General features: G+C 40.4%; 31 protein-coding genes. All 31 read right to left on the minus strand.

Features of this window, described 5'->3' with window-relative positions; translation table 11 throughout:
- Positions 1 to 316 precede the first annotated feature (316 nt).
- The 31 genes from P7J49_RS10185 to P7J49_RS10335 all read right to left on the minus strand — a co-directional run bounded on the left by P7J49_RS10185 (position 317) and on the right by P7J49_RS10335 (position 17,342).
- The gene (locus P7J49_RS10185) at positions 317 to 1,612 is read right to left on the minus strand and encodes a glutamate-cysteine ligase family protein (protein ID WP_408570618.1); all 1,296 of its coding nucleotides are present in this window, start codon (positions 1,610 to 1,612) and stop codon (positions 317 to 319) included.
- A 198-nt stretch (positions 1,613 to 1,810) separates the two neighbouring features.
- Complete coding sequence (rplQ, locus tag P7J49_RS10190) at positions 1,811 to 2,197, minus strand: 50S ribosomal protein L17 (protein ID WP_000331493.1); 387 nt, start codon at positions 2,195 to 2,197, stop codon at positions 1,811 to 1,813.
- Between the two features lie 14 nt (positions 2,198 to 2,211).
- Positions 2,212 to 3,150, minus strand: a complete 939-nt coding sequence (locus P7J49_RS10195; RefSeq protein WP_004195512.1) for a DNA-directed RNA polymerase subunit alpha — start codon at positions 3,148 to 3,150, stop codon at positions 2,212 to 2,214.
- A gap of 44 nt (positions 3,151 to 3,194) precedes the next feature.
- Positions 3,195 to 3,578: a 30S ribosomal protein S11 gene (gene rpsK, locus P7J49_RS10200; RefSeq protein WP_004195509.1), complete on the minus strand. Its 384-nt coding sequence runs from the start codon at positions 3,576 to 3,578 to the stop codon at positions 3,195 to 3,197.
- Between the two features lie 17 nt (positions 3,579 to 3,595).
- Positions 3,596 to 3,961 carry a 30S ribosomal protein S13 gene (gene rpsM / locus P7J49_RS10205; RefSeq protein WP_002936622.1) on the minus strand — a complete coding sequence of 122 codons (366 nt, stop codon included), beginning with the start codon at positions 3,959 to 3,961 and terminating at the stop codon, positions 3,596 to 3,598.
- Positions 3,962 to 3,980: 19 nt separating this feature from the next.
- Positions 3,981 to 4,097, minus strand: a complete 117-nt coding sequence (gene rpmJ / locus P7J49_RS10210; RefSeq protein ID WP_001808836.1) for a 50S ribosomal protein L36 — start codon at positions 4,095 to 4,097, stop codon at positions 3,981 to 3,983.
- Positions 4,098 to 4,121: 24 nt separating this feature from the next.
- Positions 4,122 to 4,340: a translation initiation factor IF-1 gene (infA, locus tag P7J49_RS10215; protein ID WP_002936627.1), complete on the minus strand. Its 219-nt coding sequence runs from the start codon at positions 4,338 to 4,340 to the stop codon at positions 4,122 to 4,124.
- A 121-nt stretch (positions 4,341 to 4,461) separates the two neighbouring features.
- Positions 4,462 to 5,103, minus strand: a complete 642-nt coding sequence (locus tag P7J49_RS10220; protein WP_002936630.1) for an adenylate kinase — start codon at positions 5,101 to 5,103, stop codon at positions 4,462 to 4,464.
- Positions 5,104 to 5,196: 93 nt separating this feature from the next.
- Positions 5,197 to 6,507, minus strand: a complete 1,311-nt coding sequence (gene secY, locus P7J49_RS10225; protein WP_408570619.1) for a preprotein translocase subunit SecY — start codon at positions 6,505 to 6,507, stop codon at positions 5,197 to 5,199.
- Positions 6,508 to 6,520: 13 nt separating this feature from the next.
- Positions 6,521 to 6,961, minus strand: coding sequence for a 50S ribosomal protein L15 (rplO, locus tag P7J49_RS10230; RefSeq protein ID WP_002936637.1), 441 nt, complete (start codon positions 6,959 to 6,961; stop codon positions 6,521 to 6,523).
- 135 nt (positions 6,962 to 7,096) lie between these two features.
- The gene (gene rpmD / locus P7J49_RS10235) at positions 7,097 to 7,279 is read right to left on the minus strand and encodes a 50S ribosomal protein L30 (protein ID WP_002936638.1); all 183 of its coding nucleotides are present in this window, start codon (positions 7,277 to 7,279) and stop codon (positions 7,097 to 7,099) included.
- A 14-nt stretch (positions 7,280 to 7,293) separates the two neighbouring features.
- A complete protein-coding gene (gene rpsE, locus P7J49_RS10240; RefSeq protein WP_002936639.1) occupies positions 7,294 to 7,788 on the minus strand; it encodes a 30S ribosomal protein S5 in 495 nt (164 codons plus the stop codon).
- An 18-nt stretch (positions 7,789 to 7,806) separates the two neighbouring features.
- Positions 7,807 to 8,163 carry a 50S ribosomal protein L18 gene (rplR, locus tag P7J49_RS10245; protein WP_002936641.1) on the minus strand — a complete coding sequence of 119 codons (357 nt, stop codon included), beginning with the start codon at positions 8,161 to 8,163 and terminating at the stop codon, positions 7,807 to 7,809.
- Positions 8,164 to 8,251: 88 nt separating this feature from the next.
- Positions 8,252 to 8,788, minus strand: a complete 537-nt coding sequence (gene rplF, locus P7J49_RS10250) for a 50S ribosomal protein L6 (protein WP_004195502.1) — start codon at positions 8,786 to 8,788, stop codon at positions 8,252 to 8,254.
- A 281-nt stretch (positions 8,789 to 9,069) separates the two neighbouring features.
- A complete protein-coding gene (gene rpsH, locus P7J49_RS10255; protein ID WP_002936647.1) occupies positions 9,070 to 9,468 on the minus strand; it encodes a 30S ribosomal protein S8 in 399 nt (132 codons plus the stop codon).
- A 189-nt stretch (positions 9,469 to 9,657) separates the two neighbouring features.
- Entirely contained in the window at positions 9,658 to 9,843 is a 186-nt protein-coding gene (locus tag P7J49_RS10260; protein ID WP_002936651.1) for a type Z 30S ribosomal protein S14, read from the minus strand.
- Between the two features lie 14 nt (positions 9,844 to 9,857).
- Complete coding sequence (gene rplE, locus P7J49_RS10265) at positions 9,858 to 10,400, minus strand: 50S ribosomal protein L5 (RefSeq protein ID WP_002936653.1); 543 nt, start codon at positions 10,398 to 10,400, stop codon at positions 9,858 to 9,860.
- Positions 10,401 to 10,423: 23 nt separating this feature from the next.
- Positions 10,424 to 10,729, minus strand: coding sequence for a 50S ribosomal protein L24 (rplX, locus tag P7J49_RS10270; protein ID WP_014637292.1), 306 nt, complete (start codon positions 10,727 to 10,729; stop codon positions 10,424 to 10,426).
- Between the two features lie 182 nt (positions 10,730 to 10,911).
- A complete protein-coding gene (gene rplN / locus P7J49_RS10275; RefSeq protein WP_004195497.1) occupies positions 10,912 to 11,280 on the minus strand; it encodes a 50S ribosomal protein L14 in 369 nt (122 codons plus the stop codon).
- A 24-nt stretch (positions 11,281 to 11,304) separates the two neighbouring features.
- A complete protein-coding gene (rpsQ, locus tag P7J49_RS10280; RefSeq protein ID WP_000440801.1) occupies positions 11,305 to 11,565 on the minus strand; it encodes a 30S ribosomal protein S17 in 261 nt (86 codons plus the stop codon).
- 23 nt (positions 11,566 to 11,588) lie between these two features.
- A complete protein-coding gene (rpmC, locus tag P7J49_RS10285; RefSeq protein ID WP_002936659.1) occupies positions 11,589 to 11,795 on the minus strand; it encodes a 50S ribosomal protein L29 in 207 nt (68 codons plus the stop codon).
- A gap of 9 nt (positions 11,796 to 11,804) precedes the next feature.
- Positions 11,805 to 12,218, minus strand: coding sequence for a 50S ribosomal protein L16 (rplP, locus tag P7J49_RS10290; protein WP_002936660.1), 414 nt, complete (start codon positions 12,216 to 12,218; stop codon positions 11,805 to 11,807).
- A gap of 3 nt (positions 12,219 to 12,221) precedes the next feature.
- On the minus strand, positions 12,222 to 12,875 hold the full coding sequence (rpsC, locus tag P7J49_RS10295) for a 30S ribosomal protein S3 (protein WP_002936661.1): 654 nt from the start codon (positions 12,873 to 12,875) through the stop codon (positions 12,222 to 12,224).
- A 12-nt stretch (positions 12,876 to 12,887) separates the two neighbouring features.
- Complete coding sequence (gene rplV, locus P7J49_RS10300) at positions 12,888 to 13,232, minus strand: 50S ribosomal protein L22 (RefSeq protein WP_002936662.1); 345 nt, start codon at positions 13,230 to 13,232, stop codon at positions 12,888 to 12,890.
- Positions 13,233 to 13,249: 17 nt separating this feature from the next.
- On the minus strand, positions 13,250 to 13,531 hold the full coding sequence (gene rpsS / locus P7J49_RS10305) for a 30S ribosomal protein S19 (RefSeq protein ID WP_000533766.1): 282 nt from the start codon (positions 13,529 to 13,531) through the stop codon (positions 13,250 to 13,252).
- A 250-nt stretch (positions 13,532 to 13,781) separates the two neighbouring features.
- On the minus strand, positions 13,782 to 14,615 hold the full coding sequence (rplB, locus tag P7J49_RS10310) for a 50S ribosomal protein L2 (protein WP_002936663.1): 834 nt from the start codon (positions 14,613 to 14,615) through the stop codon (positions 13,782 to 13,784).
- Between the two features lie 17 nt (positions 14,616 to 14,632).
- Positions 14,633 to 14,932: a 50S ribosomal protein L23 gene (locus P7J49_RS10315; protein ID WP_408570620.1), complete on the minus strand. Its 300-nt coding sequence runs from the start codon at positions 14,930 to 14,932 to the stop codon at positions 14,633 to 14,635.
- Positions 14,932 to 15,555 carry a 50S ribosomal protein L4 gene (gene rplD / locus P7J49_RS10320; protein WP_004195490.1) on the minus strand — a complete coding sequence of 208 codons (624 nt, stop codon included), beginning with the start codon at positions 15,553 to 15,555 and terminating at the stop codon, positions 14,932 to 14,934. Before rplD ends, P7J49_RS10315 begins: the two co-directional genes overlap by 1 nt.
- Before the next feature lie 24 nt (positions 15,556 to 15,579).
- A complete protein-coding gene (rplC, locus tag P7J49_RS10325; RefSeq protein WP_011921686.1) occupies positions 15,580 to 16,206 on the minus strand; it encodes a 50S ribosomal protein L3 in 627 nt (208 codons plus the stop codon).
- A 210-nt stretch (positions 16,207 to 16,416) separates the two neighbouring features.
- Positions 16,417 to 16,725: a 30S ribosomal protein S10 gene (gene rpsJ, locus P7J49_RS10330; protein WP_002939332.1), complete on the minus strand. Its 309-nt coding sequence runs from the start codon at positions 16,723 to 16,725 to the stop codon at positions 16,417 to 16,419.
- Between the two features lie 254 nt (positions 16,726 to 16,979).
- The gene (locus P7J49_RS10335; RefSeq protein ID WP_408570621.1) at positions 16,980 to 17,342 is read right to left on the minus strand and encodes a sigma-70 family RNA polymerase sigma factor; all 363 of its coding nucleotides are present in this window, start codon (positions 17,340 to 17,342) and stop codon (positions 16,980 to 16,982) included.
- Between the last annotated feature and the right edge of the window lie 134 nt (positions 17,343 to 17,476).

A 17,476-nucleotide genomic window follows, 5' to 3' on the forward strand; every position in this document is an offset into this window, starting at 1 on the left:
GACTTGTCTTAGATTTGACAACTCATTCATTCTATCATCTTCTGATGGTCTTGTCAACACTTTTTCGAAACTTTTTTCGTTCCTCTGTTAACTAGCCTTCAAGAGACAACTCAATTATTCTATCATGACTTATATACTTTGTCAACCGGTTTTTTGAGATTTTTTAGATTTTTTTATGAAATTTGGCGAAAAACTGAGAGGCATACTAATCGGAGATTGTATATTTTCTTCGTATGCCTCCAGTATATCAAAATTTTACCGGTCTTTATGTTTTTTGTGAAAATCTATGGCTACCTACTCATATTTTAGTAGACTGTCACAATACCCAGAAGTCATCAATTAATGAATTGTACAGTGGAGTTAAATATTTTTCTTCACTGTATCCTCTCAAAAGGAGGGCTTCACGTGCACAATCTAATAATGTCTTAGAAAAGTCTTTCACCATTCTTTGTTCTAAATCAGAAAGTTTTTTTCTCGAAAATTGTCTACGTAACTTTGAATAATCTCTGCCAAATTCTTTAAAAAACTCTGTACATTCCAAAATTTCTTCCAATTTCACGAGATTGGCGAACAGGCCTAAATGAAAGGCTATGGGAGCAAACGTTGTTTCAAATGGTTGTGTACATGTACTTCGAAATTCAATAGTCCCTCGTTTGGTAAGCTCTTGATAGTGGTATGAGCGATGGTTTTTGAAATCATCTGCTTTCGGAACAAAGTAACATATCTCGCCAGTTTTTGAATATGCTGCAAATTTTTCTTGCTCAAAAAAAGATTTGACAGTAATTGGTTTAAAATAATAATAGCAGTTATCCCTGATGACATAAAACATTGCGGACTCTTCTTGGTATTGACAATATTCTGCCTCAGAACGAAATTCCTCTGAATAGATACCAACGTTATTCTTTAAGAGGCCATGCATTGAATATTCCCAAAAATAATCCCTAGTAAGGGCCATATCATCTATCTGGTCGAATGGTGAATTTGCAAACAAAAACGCCTTCGCTGCTTCAATTTTATTAAACGCATTAATGACTCGTAAAAAGGATTTTCGACTCACATCAAACTGCACTTGATTTCCGCAAATAAAGCCAGCATATCCAGTATAGGGATGCATATTAGGTTTGCCTTCTCCTAGCTTGAGATAGTTCATCAACACCCTATATCGGCCCGTATCTACCGGTCTATTGTCATTGATTTCCCAGTTGGGATTTATCCCTAACCCCTGCAATTCGTGTCCATTTTGACGCAAATAATATTGAATATGCTCTAGAAATTCTTTATGACGCTCTTCTACACTACCAATATTTTTTGCTTTTGCGAATGCAAATTCTAGTGTATTATACGTGACTTCAAATAGTATGAGGTCTCCCGACTCGTGCTGGAGTTCTATCGGATTTCCTCTATCATCTCTTTTGACGATGGTAAACCCATTTTGATTAGATATATGTCGCATCATATCTGTAGCCACTTGGATAGAAGTTGCTTTCCCTGAGATATTAACTATCGGATATTCTAATTCTACACCTATAAACAATTCTGGCTTTTCTTTAATGTTAGCAAAATAGTATTCTTCAAAACAATTGCCTAAGGATGTCATGTCTTCTCTATTCATTTTATAACTATATCAAAATTTTTGAGTAAAACAAAAACGCCTGCTTACGAAATTATTCTATCTTAGAGTAATTTCGTAAACAAGCGTCCAATCAACATGATGAGTGTTACCGCTGAGACAAGCTCAGCGGTAGACCAGAGCTAGACTAAGAATCAGAATAGGATTCCATCATCATAACACTCAACAAAATTGATGATCTTATACAAGTTCGATAATTGCCATTGGCGCAGCATCACCACGACGTGGTTCAGTTTTGAGGATACGAGTATATCCACCATTACGTTCTGCATAACGAGGTGCAATTTCAGAGAACAATTTTTGAAGTGCTGTAGTAGAAGTGTACTTATCAGTTGCTTCATCATAGTTTTCAGATGCAATTTCGTTACGAACAAATGCTGCTGCTTGACGACGTGCATGCAAATCACCACGTTTACCAAGTGTGATCATTTTTTCAACTGTTTTACGGATTTCTTTAGCACGAGCTTCAGTTGTAACGATTGATTCGTTGATCAAAAGGTCAGTTGTCAAATCGCGCAACATTGCTTTACGTTGTGAGCTAGTGCGTCCTAGTTTACGGTATGCCATGATTTCCTCCTATATTATTTATCTTTTTTCAATCCTAGACCAAGATCAGCCAATTTAACTTTAACTTCTTCAAGACTCTTGCGACCAAGATTGCGCACTTTCATCATTTCTGGCTCAGTTTTCTCTGTCAAGTCGAATACAGTGTTAATGCCTGCACGTTTCAGACAGTTATATGAGCGAACAGATAGGTCCAATTCTTCAATCGTACGATCAAGCATACGATCATCTGAAGCCACTTCAGCTTCTTTCATCACTTCTGCAGATTTTGCAACTTCAGTCAAGTCAGTGAAGAGACCTAAGTGCTCCATCAAAATGCGCGCAGAAAGACCTAAAGCATCTTCTGGAATAATGGTGCCATTTGTGTTGATTTCAAGTGTTAATTTGTCAAAACCATCGTTGCTACCAACACGAGCTGGTTCAACTTGATAATTGACTTTCTTCACTGGCGTATAGATAGAATCTACAGCAAGTGTTCCCACTGGTGCATCATCTTTCTTATTACCCTCAGCTGGTACATAACCACGACCTGAATTGACAGTCAAAACAGCTTTAAAAGTGGCACCATCAGCAATGGTAAAGAGATAATGGTCAGGGTTTACAATTTCAATGTCACTATCTGTAAGAATGTCTCCTGCTGTTACTTCAGCTGGACCTACTACATCAAGTTCAATTTTCTTTTCGTCTTCGACATAAGATTTTACAGCAATGCCTTTGATGTTAAGAATAATTTGCATAACATCTTCACGAACACCTGGAACTGTGTCGAATTCGTGGAGTACACCATCAATTTTAATTGATGTTACTGCAGCACCTGGAAGTGAAGCAAGAAGTACACGACGAAGAGAGTTACCAAGAGTTGTACCGTAACCACGTTCTAATGGTTCGATCACAAATCTGCCGTAATCTTTATTTTCATCAATTTTTGTTATTGTTGGTTTTTCAAACTCAATCATTTCTTACTCCCTCTTAAACGAAAAGCTGTGTATGGAATGTATGATTATACACGGCGACGTTTTGGAGGACGAGCACCATTGTGTGGTACAGGAGTCACATCACGAATTGCTGTTACTTCAAGACCAGCGGCAGCAAGAGCGCGGATAGCAGACTCACGACCTGAACCTGGGCCTTTAACGGTAACTTCAACTGTTTTAAGACCGTGTTCTTGTGCAGATTTAGCAGCTGCTTCTGAAGCCATTTGGGCTGCGAATGGTGTAGATTTACGAGAACCTTTGAAACCAAGAGCACCAGCTGATGACCAAGCAATAGCGTTACCATGCACATCAGTAATCATAACAATAGTGTTATTAAATGTAGCGTGAATATGAGCAATACCAGATTCGATATTCTTTTTCACACGACGTTTACGTGTTGGTTTAGCCAATTTTTCTACCTCCTATATTATTTTTTCTTACCTGCAATCGCAACAGCTTTACCTTTACGAGTGCGGGCATTGTTTTTAGTGTTTTGTCCACGGACAGGAAGTCCACGACGGTGACGGATACCACGATATGAACCGATTTCCATCAAACGTTTGATGTTCAAGTTAACTTCACGACGGAGGTCACCTTCAACTTTGATTGCATCAACTTCACGACGAATAGCATCTTCTTGATCTGATGTCAAATCCTTCACGCGTACATCTTCTGAAATACCTGCAGCTGCAAGAATTTTTTTAGATGTTGCAAGACCGATACCATAAACATAAGTTAATGAAATAACTACACGTTTGTCATTTGGAATGTCAACTCCAGCAATACGAGCCATGTTTTCTCCTTTCTATTTCTTAACCTTGACGTTGCTTGTGTTTAGGGTTTGCTGGGCAAATCACCATAACACGACCATTACGACGAATAACTTTGCAGTATTCGCAAATTGGTTTGACCGATGGTCTTACTTTCATGTTTAATCCCTCCAAGTATTTCGACTATTTAAAGCGGTATGTGATACGTCCACGTGTCAAGTCGTATGGACTAAGCTCAACAGTTACGCGGTCACCGACCAAAATACGAATGTAGTTTTTACGGATTTTACCTGAAACAGTTGCAAGGACTTGGTGTCCGTTCTCCAACTCAACAGTAAACATAGCATTTGGCATTGTATCGACTACTTTGCCTTCAATTTCAATCACATCTTCTTTTGCCATGCAAAAGTAACCCCTCTCTAAATATCGATTTGATGTCCTCTGAACACAGAGGTAACAATTATAAGTCAGACTAGGCTATTTTATCATCTTTGTATAAAAAATGCAAGCCAAATCTATTAGTTTATTGCAATTTTGATAGTACTGTATCAATTGCTTGGAAAACAAGGTCAATGTCTTGGTCACCTTCAATATCATGGACCAGCCCTTTTGCACGATAATGATCAATGATTGGCTGTCCTTGTGCGATATTGACCTCTAAACGACGTTTGACAGATTCTGGCTTGTCATCTTCACGTTGATAGAAGTCTTCCTCTTTGTAGTCTCCAACAGGTGGATTGAATACTTTGTGGAAAGTCTCTCCGGTTTCTTTATGAATAATACGACCGCTGAGACGCTCTACCAATTTTGAAGGATCAATCTCAATATTGATAACACCTTGCAACTCAATTCCTAAGTCAGCCAAATTTTCATCCAAGGCATGGGCTTGTTCAATCGTACGAGGATAGCCATCTAGTAAAAAGCCTTTTTCCTTGATGTCATCCTGAACCAAACGTTCTTTGACAATGCCATTAGTAACTTCATCGGGAACGAGGTCGCCCTTATCAATGTACGACTTGGCAAGAATACCCATTTCAGTCTGATTGGCCATTGCTGCACGGAACATATCTCCTGTTGAGATATGAGCAACATTGAATTTCTCAACAATCTTGGCCGCTTGTGTCCCTTTACCAGCACCTGGTAAACCCATAATTAAAAGATTCATGACAAACTCCTTATTTTGTTTTCACATAAATTTGCCATTATTGACAAACTTATCTAAAAACAAAATAGAAGGTTGACTAGGTCAACCTATATTCTATTCTGTAATTTCTAAGAAACCTACATATTTTCTCTTAAGAAGGTAGCCTTCTAATTGCTTGATGCCTTCGATACTTGTAGAGATTACGATAATCAAACTTGTACCAAGGAACGCAATGCTTGAAGAAAGCCCAAAGAGATTTTGCGCAAGAATAGGCAACAAAGCTACAAAACTCAAGAAGAGTGCACCGATTACTGCCAATCTTGTCAATAATTTTGACAAAAACTGTTCAGTGCCATTACCAGGACGAACTCCATGGATATAGGCTGCACTTTTCTGAAGGCTTTCTGCAGTCTTCTCAGGATTTACTTGAACAAAGGTGTAGAAGAATGTAAAGGCAATAATTAAACCTGCATATACAATCATACCTTTAGCAGTTGAATAATCAAAGTATTCCTGAACCGTCAATAACCACCCGGCACTCTTATTTTGACTTGCGAAATATTGAATCAAAGAAGTTGGAACTGCAGTGATTGAGCCTGCAAAGATTACGGGAATGACTCCTGATGGATTCAATTTCAGCGGTAAATATGAGCTAGAAGGTGCTCCTTGTGCACGTTTTGTATATTGAATTGGTAATTTATATTCTGCTTGTTGTACAAAAGTTGTAAAATACACAACAAAGAATATTAATACGACGAGTGTAGCAACAAAGATTGCTGACTCCCCCAAACGACTTGATTCAATATTAACAAAGCGATCAATGTAAATCTCGTGAAAAGTTCCTGGTAGTGATGAAATGATACCCGCGAAGATGATCATTGATGTACCATTACCATAGCCCTTTTCAGAAATTTGTTCCCCCAACCAGGTTACAATAATCGAACCTGTTGTCAAAATTGATCCAATCAACAAATATGTTTGCCAATTTAATGGCATATTGGTCAACTTTGCACCAGACAAGGCATTAAAGCCTGCTGTAATACCAATAGATTGAACAAATGCCAGTACCAAAGAAATGTAGCGTGTTGCCTGATTCAGTTTACGACGACCAACTTCACCTTGCTTACCCCATTCAACAAATTTAGGTAAAATATCCATTTGCAAAAGTTGAACAATGATGGAAGCTGTAATATAAGGACTAACACCTAGTGCGAAAACTGAGAAATTACGCATAGCATTTCCCGAAACCAAACTCAACATGTTCAAAAATGGAACGTTTGACAAGGCTTCAAGACTCTTTGCGTTTACTCCTGGTACTGTAATGTGGGTTCCTACGCGGAAGACAAAAAGGATAAAGATTGTAAATAGAATTTTACTACGTACCAATTTTACCTTTAAGGCATCTTTTAAAAGTTTAAAAAACATAGGCTGTCACCTCTTAGATGACTTCTACTGAGCCACCTTTAGAAGTGATTGCTTCTTCAGCTGATTTAGAGAATTTAGCAGCTTTAACTGTCAATTTCTTCGTCAATTCACCGTTACCAAGAATTTTAATTCCTGATTTTTCAGCTTTAACGATTCCAGCTTCGATAAGCACAACTGGTGTTACTTCTGCACCATCTTCAAAAGCGTTCAATTGATCAAGGTTAACGATTGCGTACTCTTTAGCGTTGATATTTGTAAATCCACGTTTTGGAAGACGACGGAACAATGGAGTTTGTCCACCTTCAAAACCTGGGCGAACACCGCCACCGCTACGAGCTTTTTGACCTTTTTGACCACGGCCAGATGTTTTACCGTTACCTGATGATGTACCACGACCTACACGGTTGCGGACTTTACGAGAACCTGTAGCAGGTTGTAATTCATGAAGTTTCATTATTATTTCTCCTCTTATATATGCTAGCGCCTGTGAAGTACAAGAGTCTTCCTCCACAAACTCGCTGTATGTAAATATGTAAAATGGACTAGAAGTCGCAAAGATTTCTCAATGCGACTTAGTCTATTTGTTAGATTATTTAACTTCTTCTACAGTTACCAAGTGAGAGATAGCGTTAACCATACCAAGAATAGCTGGGTTATCTTCTTTAACAACTGAAGAGTTCAATTTACCAAGTCCAAGTGCAACAACTGTTTTACGTTGTTCTGGTTTGCGACCGATTGGAGACTTAGTCAAAGTGATTTTAATTTGAGCCATGAGTATCTCCTTTCTTATGCTAAATCAGAAACTGAGATGCCACGAAGTGCAGCCACTTCTTCAGCACGTTTCAATTGTTTCAAACCTTCAACTGTTGCGCGAACGATGTTGATTGGTGTGTTTGAACCAAGTGACTTAGAAGTCACATCTGCGATACCTGCCAATTCGATTACGGCACGAGTTGCACCACCGGCAGCAACCCCAGAACCTTCTGAAGCAGGTTTCAACAATACACGAGCGCCGCCAAATTCTGAGCGAACTTCGTGAGGGATTGTTGTACCAACCATTGGTACTTCAATCATGTTTTTCTTAGCAGATTCAACTGCTTTACGGATAGCTTCTGGTACTTCTTGAGCTTTACCAGTACCGAAACCTACGCGACCGTTACGGTCACCAACAACCACAAGAGCTGCAAAACGAAGACGACGTCCACCTTTAACAACTTTTGTAACACGGTTGATGGCTACTACGCGTTCTTCAATTTCAACTGCGTTATCTTTGAATGCCATTTCTTAGTGTCCTCCCTATTAGAATTTCAATCCGTTTTCACGAGCTGATTCAGCCAAAGCTTTCACACGTCCGTGATAGAGATATCCACCGCGGTCAAAGACCACTTCAGAAATACCTTTAGCTACCGCGCGTTCAGCAACGAGTTTACCTACAACAACAGCTTGTTCTGTCTTAGTACCTTTTGAAACTTCTTTATCAAGAGTAGAAGCGCTTGCGAGCGTTACACCCGCTACGTCATCAATCACTTGAGCGTAGATGCCTGTATTAGAACGGAAAATGTTCAAACGTGGGCGAGCAGCAGTTCCAGAGATTTTACCGCGAACGCGACGGTGGCGTTTTTGGCGGATTTTGTTTTTATCTGGTTTTGAAATCACAATATTCACCTCTTAATGTATGATTCTGTTTCTTACGAAACAATTTGAGAAATAGTTAGCCAGGTGGCTAAGCCACCTCAGCAAGCTATTATTTACCTGTTTTACCTTCTTTACGGCGAACGAATTCACCAACGTAGCGGATACCTTTACCTTTGTATGGCTCAGGAGCGCGAAGGCTACGGATGTAAGCTGCTGTTTGACCAACAACTTCTTTGTTGATACCAGACACGACGATTTGTGTTGGTGTTGGAACTTCAAATGTAATACCTTCTGGTGCAACCACTTCATCTGGATGTGATTTACCAACAGCAAGTGTCAATTTGTTACCAGCCAATTGAGCACGGTAACCGACACCACGCATTTCAAGTTCTTTTTTGAAGCCTTCAGAAACACCAACAACCATGTTGTTGAGGTTAGCACGGCTAGTACCGTGAATAGTCTTCATTTCTTTTGAATCGTTTGGACGGTGAAGAGTTACTTCTGCACCTTCCACACGGATTTCAATAGCAGTTGGGAATTCACGAGTCAATTCCCCTTTAGGTCCTTTTACAGTTACCACGCCGTTGTTTTGAGCAAGCTCAACACCAGCAGGCAATGTAATTACTTTATTACCAATACGTGACATATTTTTATTTCTCCTGTTAAATTATCAAGCCGTCAAGCGACTAGTTTTCACGGGGGCTCATTTAAACACGGACAATAGCCCGTGTTCGATTGAGCAGGTTACATGATACTAAATAATCAGTAAGTCTGATTTGAACGCGCACGAAGAGCTGGTCCTCTCGCATTTGTATCATGCTTTTAGGTTTCAATTTCTAAATGTGGCAAGGCAGAGCGACGCAGACCATACTTGAGTATGTCAAGACGCTCTAACACAGGCACATGACGAAATTGGAAGCTAAAAGATTACCAAACGTATGCGATAACCTCACCACCAACGTTCTTTTGACGAGCTTGTTTGTCAGTCAAAAGACCTTCTGATGTTGAGATGATTGCGATACCAAGTCCGTTAAGAACTTTTGGAATATCTTCACGTTTTGAATAAACACGAAGACCTGGTTTTGAAACGCGTTTCAAGTTAGTGATAACTTTTTCACCGTTTGGTCCGTATTTCAAGAATACACGGATGATGCCTTGTTTGTCATCTTCGATGAATTCAACGTTTTTTACAAAACCTTCGTTTTTAAGGATTGTAGCAATACCTTTTTTGATGTTTGATGCAGGTACTTCAAGCACTTCGTGTTTTGCTTGGTTAGCGTTACGAATACGTGTCAAAAAATCTGCAATTGGGTCAGTCATAACCATCTGTTGTTTCTCCTCTTACTAGCAGTTTGATTAGATCACTTGCTAGTTAATGATGTCCTTGCGGACTAGTGATAAGTGTATATAGAATAAGTTGCTAGTCCTAAGCAAGTCTAGGAAGCACTTTGTAGGCAGTACTAGCGTACAGCCAGAAGCGCTGTCGACGAATTGCAACGGAATAGCAAATTATTCTTACCAAGAAGCTTTTGTTACGCCAGGAATTTGTCCAAGGTAAGCCAAGTCGCGGAAGCATACACGGCACAATTTGAATTTGCGGTAAACTGAGTGTGGACGTCCACATTTTTCACAGCGTGTGTAAGCTTGTGTAGAGAACTTAGCTGGGCGTTTGTTCTTAGCGATCATTGATTTTTTAGCCATTTATTCTCTCCCTCTTATTTTGCAAACGGCATACCAAGGCCAGTAAGCAATGCACGTGATTCTTCGTCAGTGTTAGCAGTTGTAACGATAACGATATCCATACCGCGAGTTTTATCAACATCGTCGAAGTTGATTTCTGGGAAGATCAATTGCTCTTTCACACCAAGTGTGTAGTTACCACGTCCGTCGAATGACTTAGTTGGTACACCGTGGAAGTCACGTACACGTGGAAGTGAAACTGTAACCAATTTGTCCAAGAACTCATACATACGTTCGCCACGAAGAGTTACTTTCGCACCGATTGCAACACCCTCACGAAGACGGAAGCCGGCGATTGATTTCTTAGCTTTAGTGATAAGTGGTTTTTGACCTGAGATCAAAGCCAATTCTTGAGCAGCTTTCTCAAGGTTTTTAGCGTTAGAAACAGCGTCACCAACACCCATGTTCAAAACGATCTTATCAACTTTTGGCACAGCCATCACTGAAGAATAGTTAAATTGTTCAGTCAAAGCAGGAACTACTTCATTAAGATATTTTTCTTTTAAACGATTTGCCATTATACTTCTCCTTTCCTTCGTGATTAATCAAGCACTTCGCCTGATTTTTTGTTGTAGCGAACTTTTTTGCCGTCTACAAACTTGTAACCAACGCGTCCTGCAACACCATTTTTGTCAAGAACTTGAACGTTTGACACATGGATTGGAGCTTCTTTTTCAACGATAGCACCTTGAGGGTTTTCGCTATTTGGTTTTTGGTGTTTCTTAACGATGTTAACACCTTCAACAATAACTTTGTTTACTTTTGGAAGTGCTGTTACAACAAGAGCTTCAACGCCTTTGTCTTTACCAGCGATTACGCGAACTTTATCGCCTTTTTTTACAAACATTTGATTTCTCCTATGATTTCTTACGCCCTAATGGGCACCCTGGTTAGTTTGTTAACCAGGGGACTTAGTTTGTTTTCTAGTTTACTAAATCCGTCACAAACTTCGTTAGTTTGTTTTGATGTACTCAAGTACTATCTGCAACAAACTGCCTGGTCCGTAACAAATTTCCTAAAACTATTTGATTAAAGTACTTCTGGTGCCAATGAAACGATTTTCATGAAACCGCCGTCACGCAATTCGCGTGCCACTGGGCCAAAGATACGAGTTCCGCGAGGTGTTTTATCTTCACGGATGATAACTGCAGCATTCTCATCGAATTTGATGTATGAACCATCAGCACGACGAGCACCTGTCTTAGTACGAACGATAACGGCTTTAACAACGTCACCTTTTTTAACCGCACCACCAGGAGTAGCTTGTTTTACTGAAGCAACGATGATGTCGCCGATGTTCGCGAATTTACGTCCTGAACCACCAAGAACTTTGATTGTCAAGATTTCACGTGCGCCACTGTTGTCAGCAACTTTCAAACGAGTTTCTGTTTGAATCATGTCAATTTTCTCCTTTCAGGTTGATTAAATGATAACTGCCTCTTCCACAACTTCTACAAGACGGAAACGTTTTGTAGCTGAAAGTGGGCGAGTTTCCATGATACGAACGATATCGCCTTCTTTAGCAACATTGTTTTCATCATGAGCTTTGTACTTTTTAGAGTAGTTAATACGTTTACCATAGACTGGGTGGTTACGTTTAGTTTCAACTACAACTGTGATTGTTTTGTCCATTTTGTCAGATACTACGCGTCCAACAAGAACTTTACGATTATTGCGTTCCATTGAAATTCTCCTTTCCCAATCTATTATTTAGTTTCTGATTGCACAGTTTTGATACGTGCAATTTGTTTCTTCACTTCGTTCAAACGAGCAGTTTGCTCAAGTTGACCAGCAGCAGCTTGGAAACGAAGTTCGAAGAGTTCTTTCTTCAATTCGTTTTCTTTCTTAGCAAGTTCTTCTTGAGAAAGGCCACGAAGTTCTTTTACAAAATCTTTAATTTCTTGAAGTTTCATGTCTTCTCCTTATTCTGCTTCACGTTTTACGAATTTAACTTTAACTGGCAATTTGTGACCAGCAAGGCGGAATGCTTCGCGAGCGATTTCTTCAGAAACGCCAGCTACTTCAAACATAACCTTACCGCGTTTAACTGGAGCTACCCAACCTTCAGGAGCACCTTTACCAGAACCCATACGTACACCGATAGCTTTAGCAGTGTATGATTTGTGTGGGAAGATTTTAATCCAAACTTTACCACCACGTTTCATGTAACGCGTCATAGCGATACGGGCAGCTTCGATTTGGCGGTTTGTAATCCATGAGCTAGTAGTTGCTTGAAGACCGTATTGACCAAAGTCTACTTGTTTTCCACCTTTAGCTTCACCGCGCATTTTTCCACGGAATTCACGACGGTGTTTTACACGTTTAGGTACTAACATTTGTTATTTACCTCCTTTAGTGTTTTTACGAGCTGGAAGAACTTCACCACGGTAGATCCATACTTTAACACCAAGTTTACCGTAAGTTGTCAAAGCTTCTTCCCAAGCGTAGTCGATATCCGCACGAAGTGTATGAAGAGGAACAGTTCCTTCTGAGTAGCCTTCTGCACGGGCAATATCAGCACCGTTCAAACGACCAGAAACTTGTGTTTTGATACCTTTTGCACCAGCGCGCATTGCACGTTGGATAGCTTGTTTTTGAGCACGGCGGAATGCCACACGTTGCTCCAATTGACGAGCGATTGACTCACCAACAAGGTGTGCATCCAAATCAGGTTGTTTGATTTCGATGATGTTGATGTGTACTTGTTTACCAGTCAATTTGTTCAATTGAGCACGAAGTGCATCAACGTTGCTACCAGCTTTACCGATAACCATACCTGGTTTAGCAGTGTGGATAGAAACGATAACTTTGTTTACAGCACGTTCGATTTCGATTGTTGATGTTGACGCATCAGCCAATTCTTTTTTGATAAAGTTGCGGATTGCAAGATCTTCATGAAGGTAATCCGCGTATTCTTTTTCAGCATACCATTTAGCATCCCAATCACGGATGATGCCAACACGCATACCAATTGGATGTACTTTTTGACCCACGTTTTTACCTCCTTATTTCTCTGCCACAACTACAGTGATGTGAGCTGTGCGTTTGTTAATTGGTGAAGCTGAACCTTTCGCACGTGGACGGAAACGTTTCAACGTTGGTCCTTCGTTTGCGAATGCTTCGCTGACTACCAAGTTAGCTTTTTCCAAACCAAAGTTGTTTTCAGCGTTAGCGATTGCTGAGTTCAAAACTCCCTCGATAATGCCTGCAGCTTTGTTTGGTGTGAATTTCAAGATTGCGATTGCATCTGCTACGCTTTTGCCACGGATATTATCCAAGACAAGACGTGATTTACGAGGTGAAACACGTACTGTGCGAGCAGTTGCTTTAGCTGAAGTAATTTCTGCCATTGTGTTTTCCTCCTAAATTATTTACGACGAGTTTTCTTGTCGTCAGCAGCATGACCTTTGTAAGTACGAGTTGGTGCAAATTCACCAAGTTTGTGACCTACCATGTCTTCTTGAATGTATACAGGTACGTGTTTACGTCCATCGTAAACTGCGATTGTATAACCGATGAAACTTGGGAAGATCGTTGAACGACGTGACCAAGTTTTAATTACTTTTTTCTTTTCGTCATTTGCTTGAGCTTCAACTTTTTTCATCAAATGCTCATCGACGAAAGGTCCTTTTTTAAGACTACGTCCCATTTTAGTGTTTTCTCCTTTAAAATATGTACCACAGCGGCTTGGGAGCTGGACAGAACCCCAGTTACCGTGTTCGTTGTCCTGCCCCCGCACAGTTGATTAGAAGTTTCGACGTAGCTAAGCTACTAGAAACTGCAATCAACCACTGCGTCAAACTGGCATTTCAATCAAACTGAGGTGCTGGAATAGTCAGTCCATAACAAACCCTACCGAGTTGGCGGATGATATAGATTGCTAAGCAACTAAGAATAGATTATTTTTGGTTGCGACGACGAACGATAAGTTTGTCAGATTTAGCTTTCTTGTTACGAGTTTTCAAACCAAGAGCTGGTTTACCCCATGGTGTAGATGGTGCTTTACGACCAACTGGTGCTTTACCTTCACCACCACCGTGTGGGTGATCGTTAGGGTTCATTACAGAACCGCGAACTGTTGGACGGATACCTTTCCAACGGCTACGACCTGCTTTACCAAGGTTAACAAGGCCATGTTGTTCGTTACCTACAGTACCAACAGTAGCACGGCAAGTACCAAGGATCATACGAACTTCACCTGATTGAAGGCGAACAAGTACGTATTTACCTTCTTGACCAAGAACCTGTGCAGATGCACCAGCAGCACGAACCAACTCACCACCGCGACCTGGTTTCAACTCGATGTTGTGAACAACAGTACCGACTGGGATGTTTGCAAGTGGAAGTGCGTTACCAACTTTGATATCTGCTTCTGGACCTGAAACGATACGTTGACCAACTTCAAGACCTTTAGGAGCAATGATGTAAGCTTTAACACCGTCTGTGTAGTGTACAAGAGCGATGTTTGCTGAACGGTTTGGATCATACTCGATCGTTTTAACGATTGCTTCAACGCCATCTTTGTTACGTTTGAAGTCTACCAAACGGTAGAAACGTTTGTGACCGCCACCTTGGTGACGAACAGTGATGCGACCGTTGTTGTTACGACCAGCTTTGCTCTTCAAAGCAACAAGCAAGCTTTTTTCTGGAGTGCTTGTTGTGATTTCAGCGAAGTCCAAAGAAGTCATGTTACGACGGCCATTTGTCGTTGGTTTATAAACTTTAATACCCACGTTAATTCCTCCTTTGATTATTCAGCGTCAGCTGTAGCGAACAATTCGATCGCTTTTGAATCAGCAGTCAATGTGATGATTGCTTTTTTCACTTTGTTTGTGCGACCTACATAACGACCTACGCGTTTTGATTTAGGTTTCACGTTGATTGTGTTCACATTCGCAACTTTAACACCCTCGAATGCAGCTTCAACAGCTTGCTTGATCAAGAGTTTGTGTGCACGAGTGTCAACTTCAAATACATACTTGCCTGCTTCGAGTTGGCCCATTGAGCTTTCTGTGATGACAGGTTTTTTGATAACATCATACAAATTCATTATGCAAGAACCTCCTCAATTTTAGAGATAGCTGCTTGAGTTACAAGAAGTTTGTCTGCATTTGCGATGTCAAGTACGCTTGCAGTTGTTGCAGTTGCAACTTTAACTCCTGGGATGTTACGAGCAGAAAGAGCTGCGAATTCGTTGCCTTCTTCAAGAATAACAAGGACTTTAGAATCAATGCTCAATGCTGCAAGTACTTTTGCAAATTCAGCAGTTTTTGGAGCTGTGAATTCAAGTGAGTTAACAGCTACAAATTTGTTTTCAGCAACTTTTTCTGAGTAAACAGATTTAAGTGCCAAGCGACGAACTTTTTGTGGAAGTTTGTACGCGTATGAACGTGGAGTTGGTCCGAAGACTACGCCACCGCCACGCCATTGTGGTGAACGGATAGAACCTTGACGAGCACGTCCAGTTCCTTTTTGACGCCATGGTTTGCGTCCGCCACCTGAGACTGCTGAACGGTTTTTAACTGCGTGAGTACCTTGACGAAGGCTAGCACGTTGGCTGATGATCACATCAAATACAACTGCTTGGTTTGGCTCGATACCAAAGATCGCATCGTTAAGAACTACTTCACCAGCTTGTTTACCAGTTTGGTCAAATAATGTTACGTTTGCCATTTCGACTGATTTCCCCTTTCCTTATTATTTACCAGCTTTAACTGCTGACTTGATAGTGATAAGAGATTTCTTAGCACCTGGTACGTTACCTTTGATAAGGATAACGTTCTTTTCTGGAACAACTTGTACAACTTCAAGGTTTTGAATTGTTACACGGTTGCCGCCCATGCGACCTGCAAGGTTTTTACCTTTGAATACACGGTTAGGTGCAACAGGACCCATAGAACCTGGACGACGGTGGTAACGAGAACCGTGAGCCATAGGACCACGTGATTGACCATGGCGTTTGATAACACCTTGGAAACCTTTACCTTTAGATGTACCAGTTACATCAACAACATCACCGGCTGCGAAAGTTTCAACTGTAATTTCTTGTCCAACTTCCAAGCCTTCAATGTTTTTGAATTCACGAATGAAGCGCTTAGGAGCTGTGTTAGCTTTAGCTACATGGCCTTTGGCAGGTTTGTTGCTCAATACTTCGCGTTTGTCATCAAAACCAACTTGAACTGCCGCATAACCGTCAGTTTCAACTGTTTTCACTTGAAGAACAACGTTTGGAGTTGCTTCGATGACAGTAACAGGGATAAATTCACCAGATTCAGTGAAGATTTGAGTCATTCCCACTTTTTTCCCTAAGATTCCTTTTGTCATGAGAAAAATATTCCTTTTCTTAATTTTGTATTTAAAAAGTTTTTAACGAGCGTTTTTCATGCTCAAACCAAGATACAAAGGGCGTCAAACTCAAAGTGAAAATAGGAAACTTGACGACGAAACTTCTGTTCCTAGGAAAGTTTATCTTTTTCACACGGAGTTTAGCCCGTGTTCAATTATGAACACTTGCTTGTCTACCTTGCGACTTGATTACAATTTAATTTCTACGTTTACACCACTTGGAAGATCCAATTTCATCAAAGCATCAACTGTTTTTTGAGTTGGGTTGATGATGTCGATCAAACGTTTGTGTGTACGCATTTCGAACTGCTCACGAGAGTCTTTGTACTTGTGAGTCGCACGGATGATTGTGTAGAGGCTACGTTCTGTTGGAAGTGGAACTGGACCTGCTACTTGAGCACCTGTACGAGTTGCAGTTTCAACGATTTTTGCAGCTGCTGTATCAAGTGTACGGTGTTCGTACGCTTTCAAGCGGATGCGGATTTTTTTGTTTGCCATCTTTTTCTCCTTTTCGTCTATTTAACATAATAGGCTAGCTCCACAAGAAAACCAACACGTGTTGCGTGGCAATGCAACCGAGCGTGTCGCAACCTCTTGCATCAAAGCTACAGCCGTAATTTTACGGCACTAGAACATTCTACCAGATTCTACTTGCCATTGCAAGAGTTTTTACTCTAAAATTCAAAAAAATCTTAAAACACTTGTTCTAAGATCTTTTTGAACTCACTCTATTTCTTTTATTCAGAAGACTATCAGCGAAAATCCTTCAAATGGATTTGTAGAGCACGTATCATTTTTCGACGACCATTAAAACTCTGACCACTAATTAGTTTTTCATACTTCGCAAGCTGGTCATCGCTGAGATTCTTACGATAATCTCTTAAGGCACTTCTCAACATTAACAGCTCATCATTGACTAAACCTGGCGATTGTATAACGTGTGATAAATCGTGAATATCCTCATGCGGCATACGGTCAAACTTACGCTTCTGACTTTCTTGTCTGCGTACGCGGTCTTTGACCCGATTTCTAAATTTCACTTTGAAATAGCAATACAACTGTTCTTGCTCATCAGCTAACCACGGTTGATCTTCCAACAATTCAAATAAGGTCATCATGCCCTCTTGATCCCAATCTTCCCTGTCCCATAAAACTCTTTTCGAGCCTTGTTGACAATCCCTTTTACGCTATCATAGACCTTTTCAAATTTCATCATCCCATCTCCTCTGTTTGATGGTTTTAGTTTATC

This window comes from Streptococcus suis (genome assembly GCF_046032515.1).
GTDB classification, from domain to species: domain Bacteria; phylum Bacillota; class Bacilli; order Lactobacillales; family Streptococcaceae; genus Streptococcus; species Streptococcus suis_AL.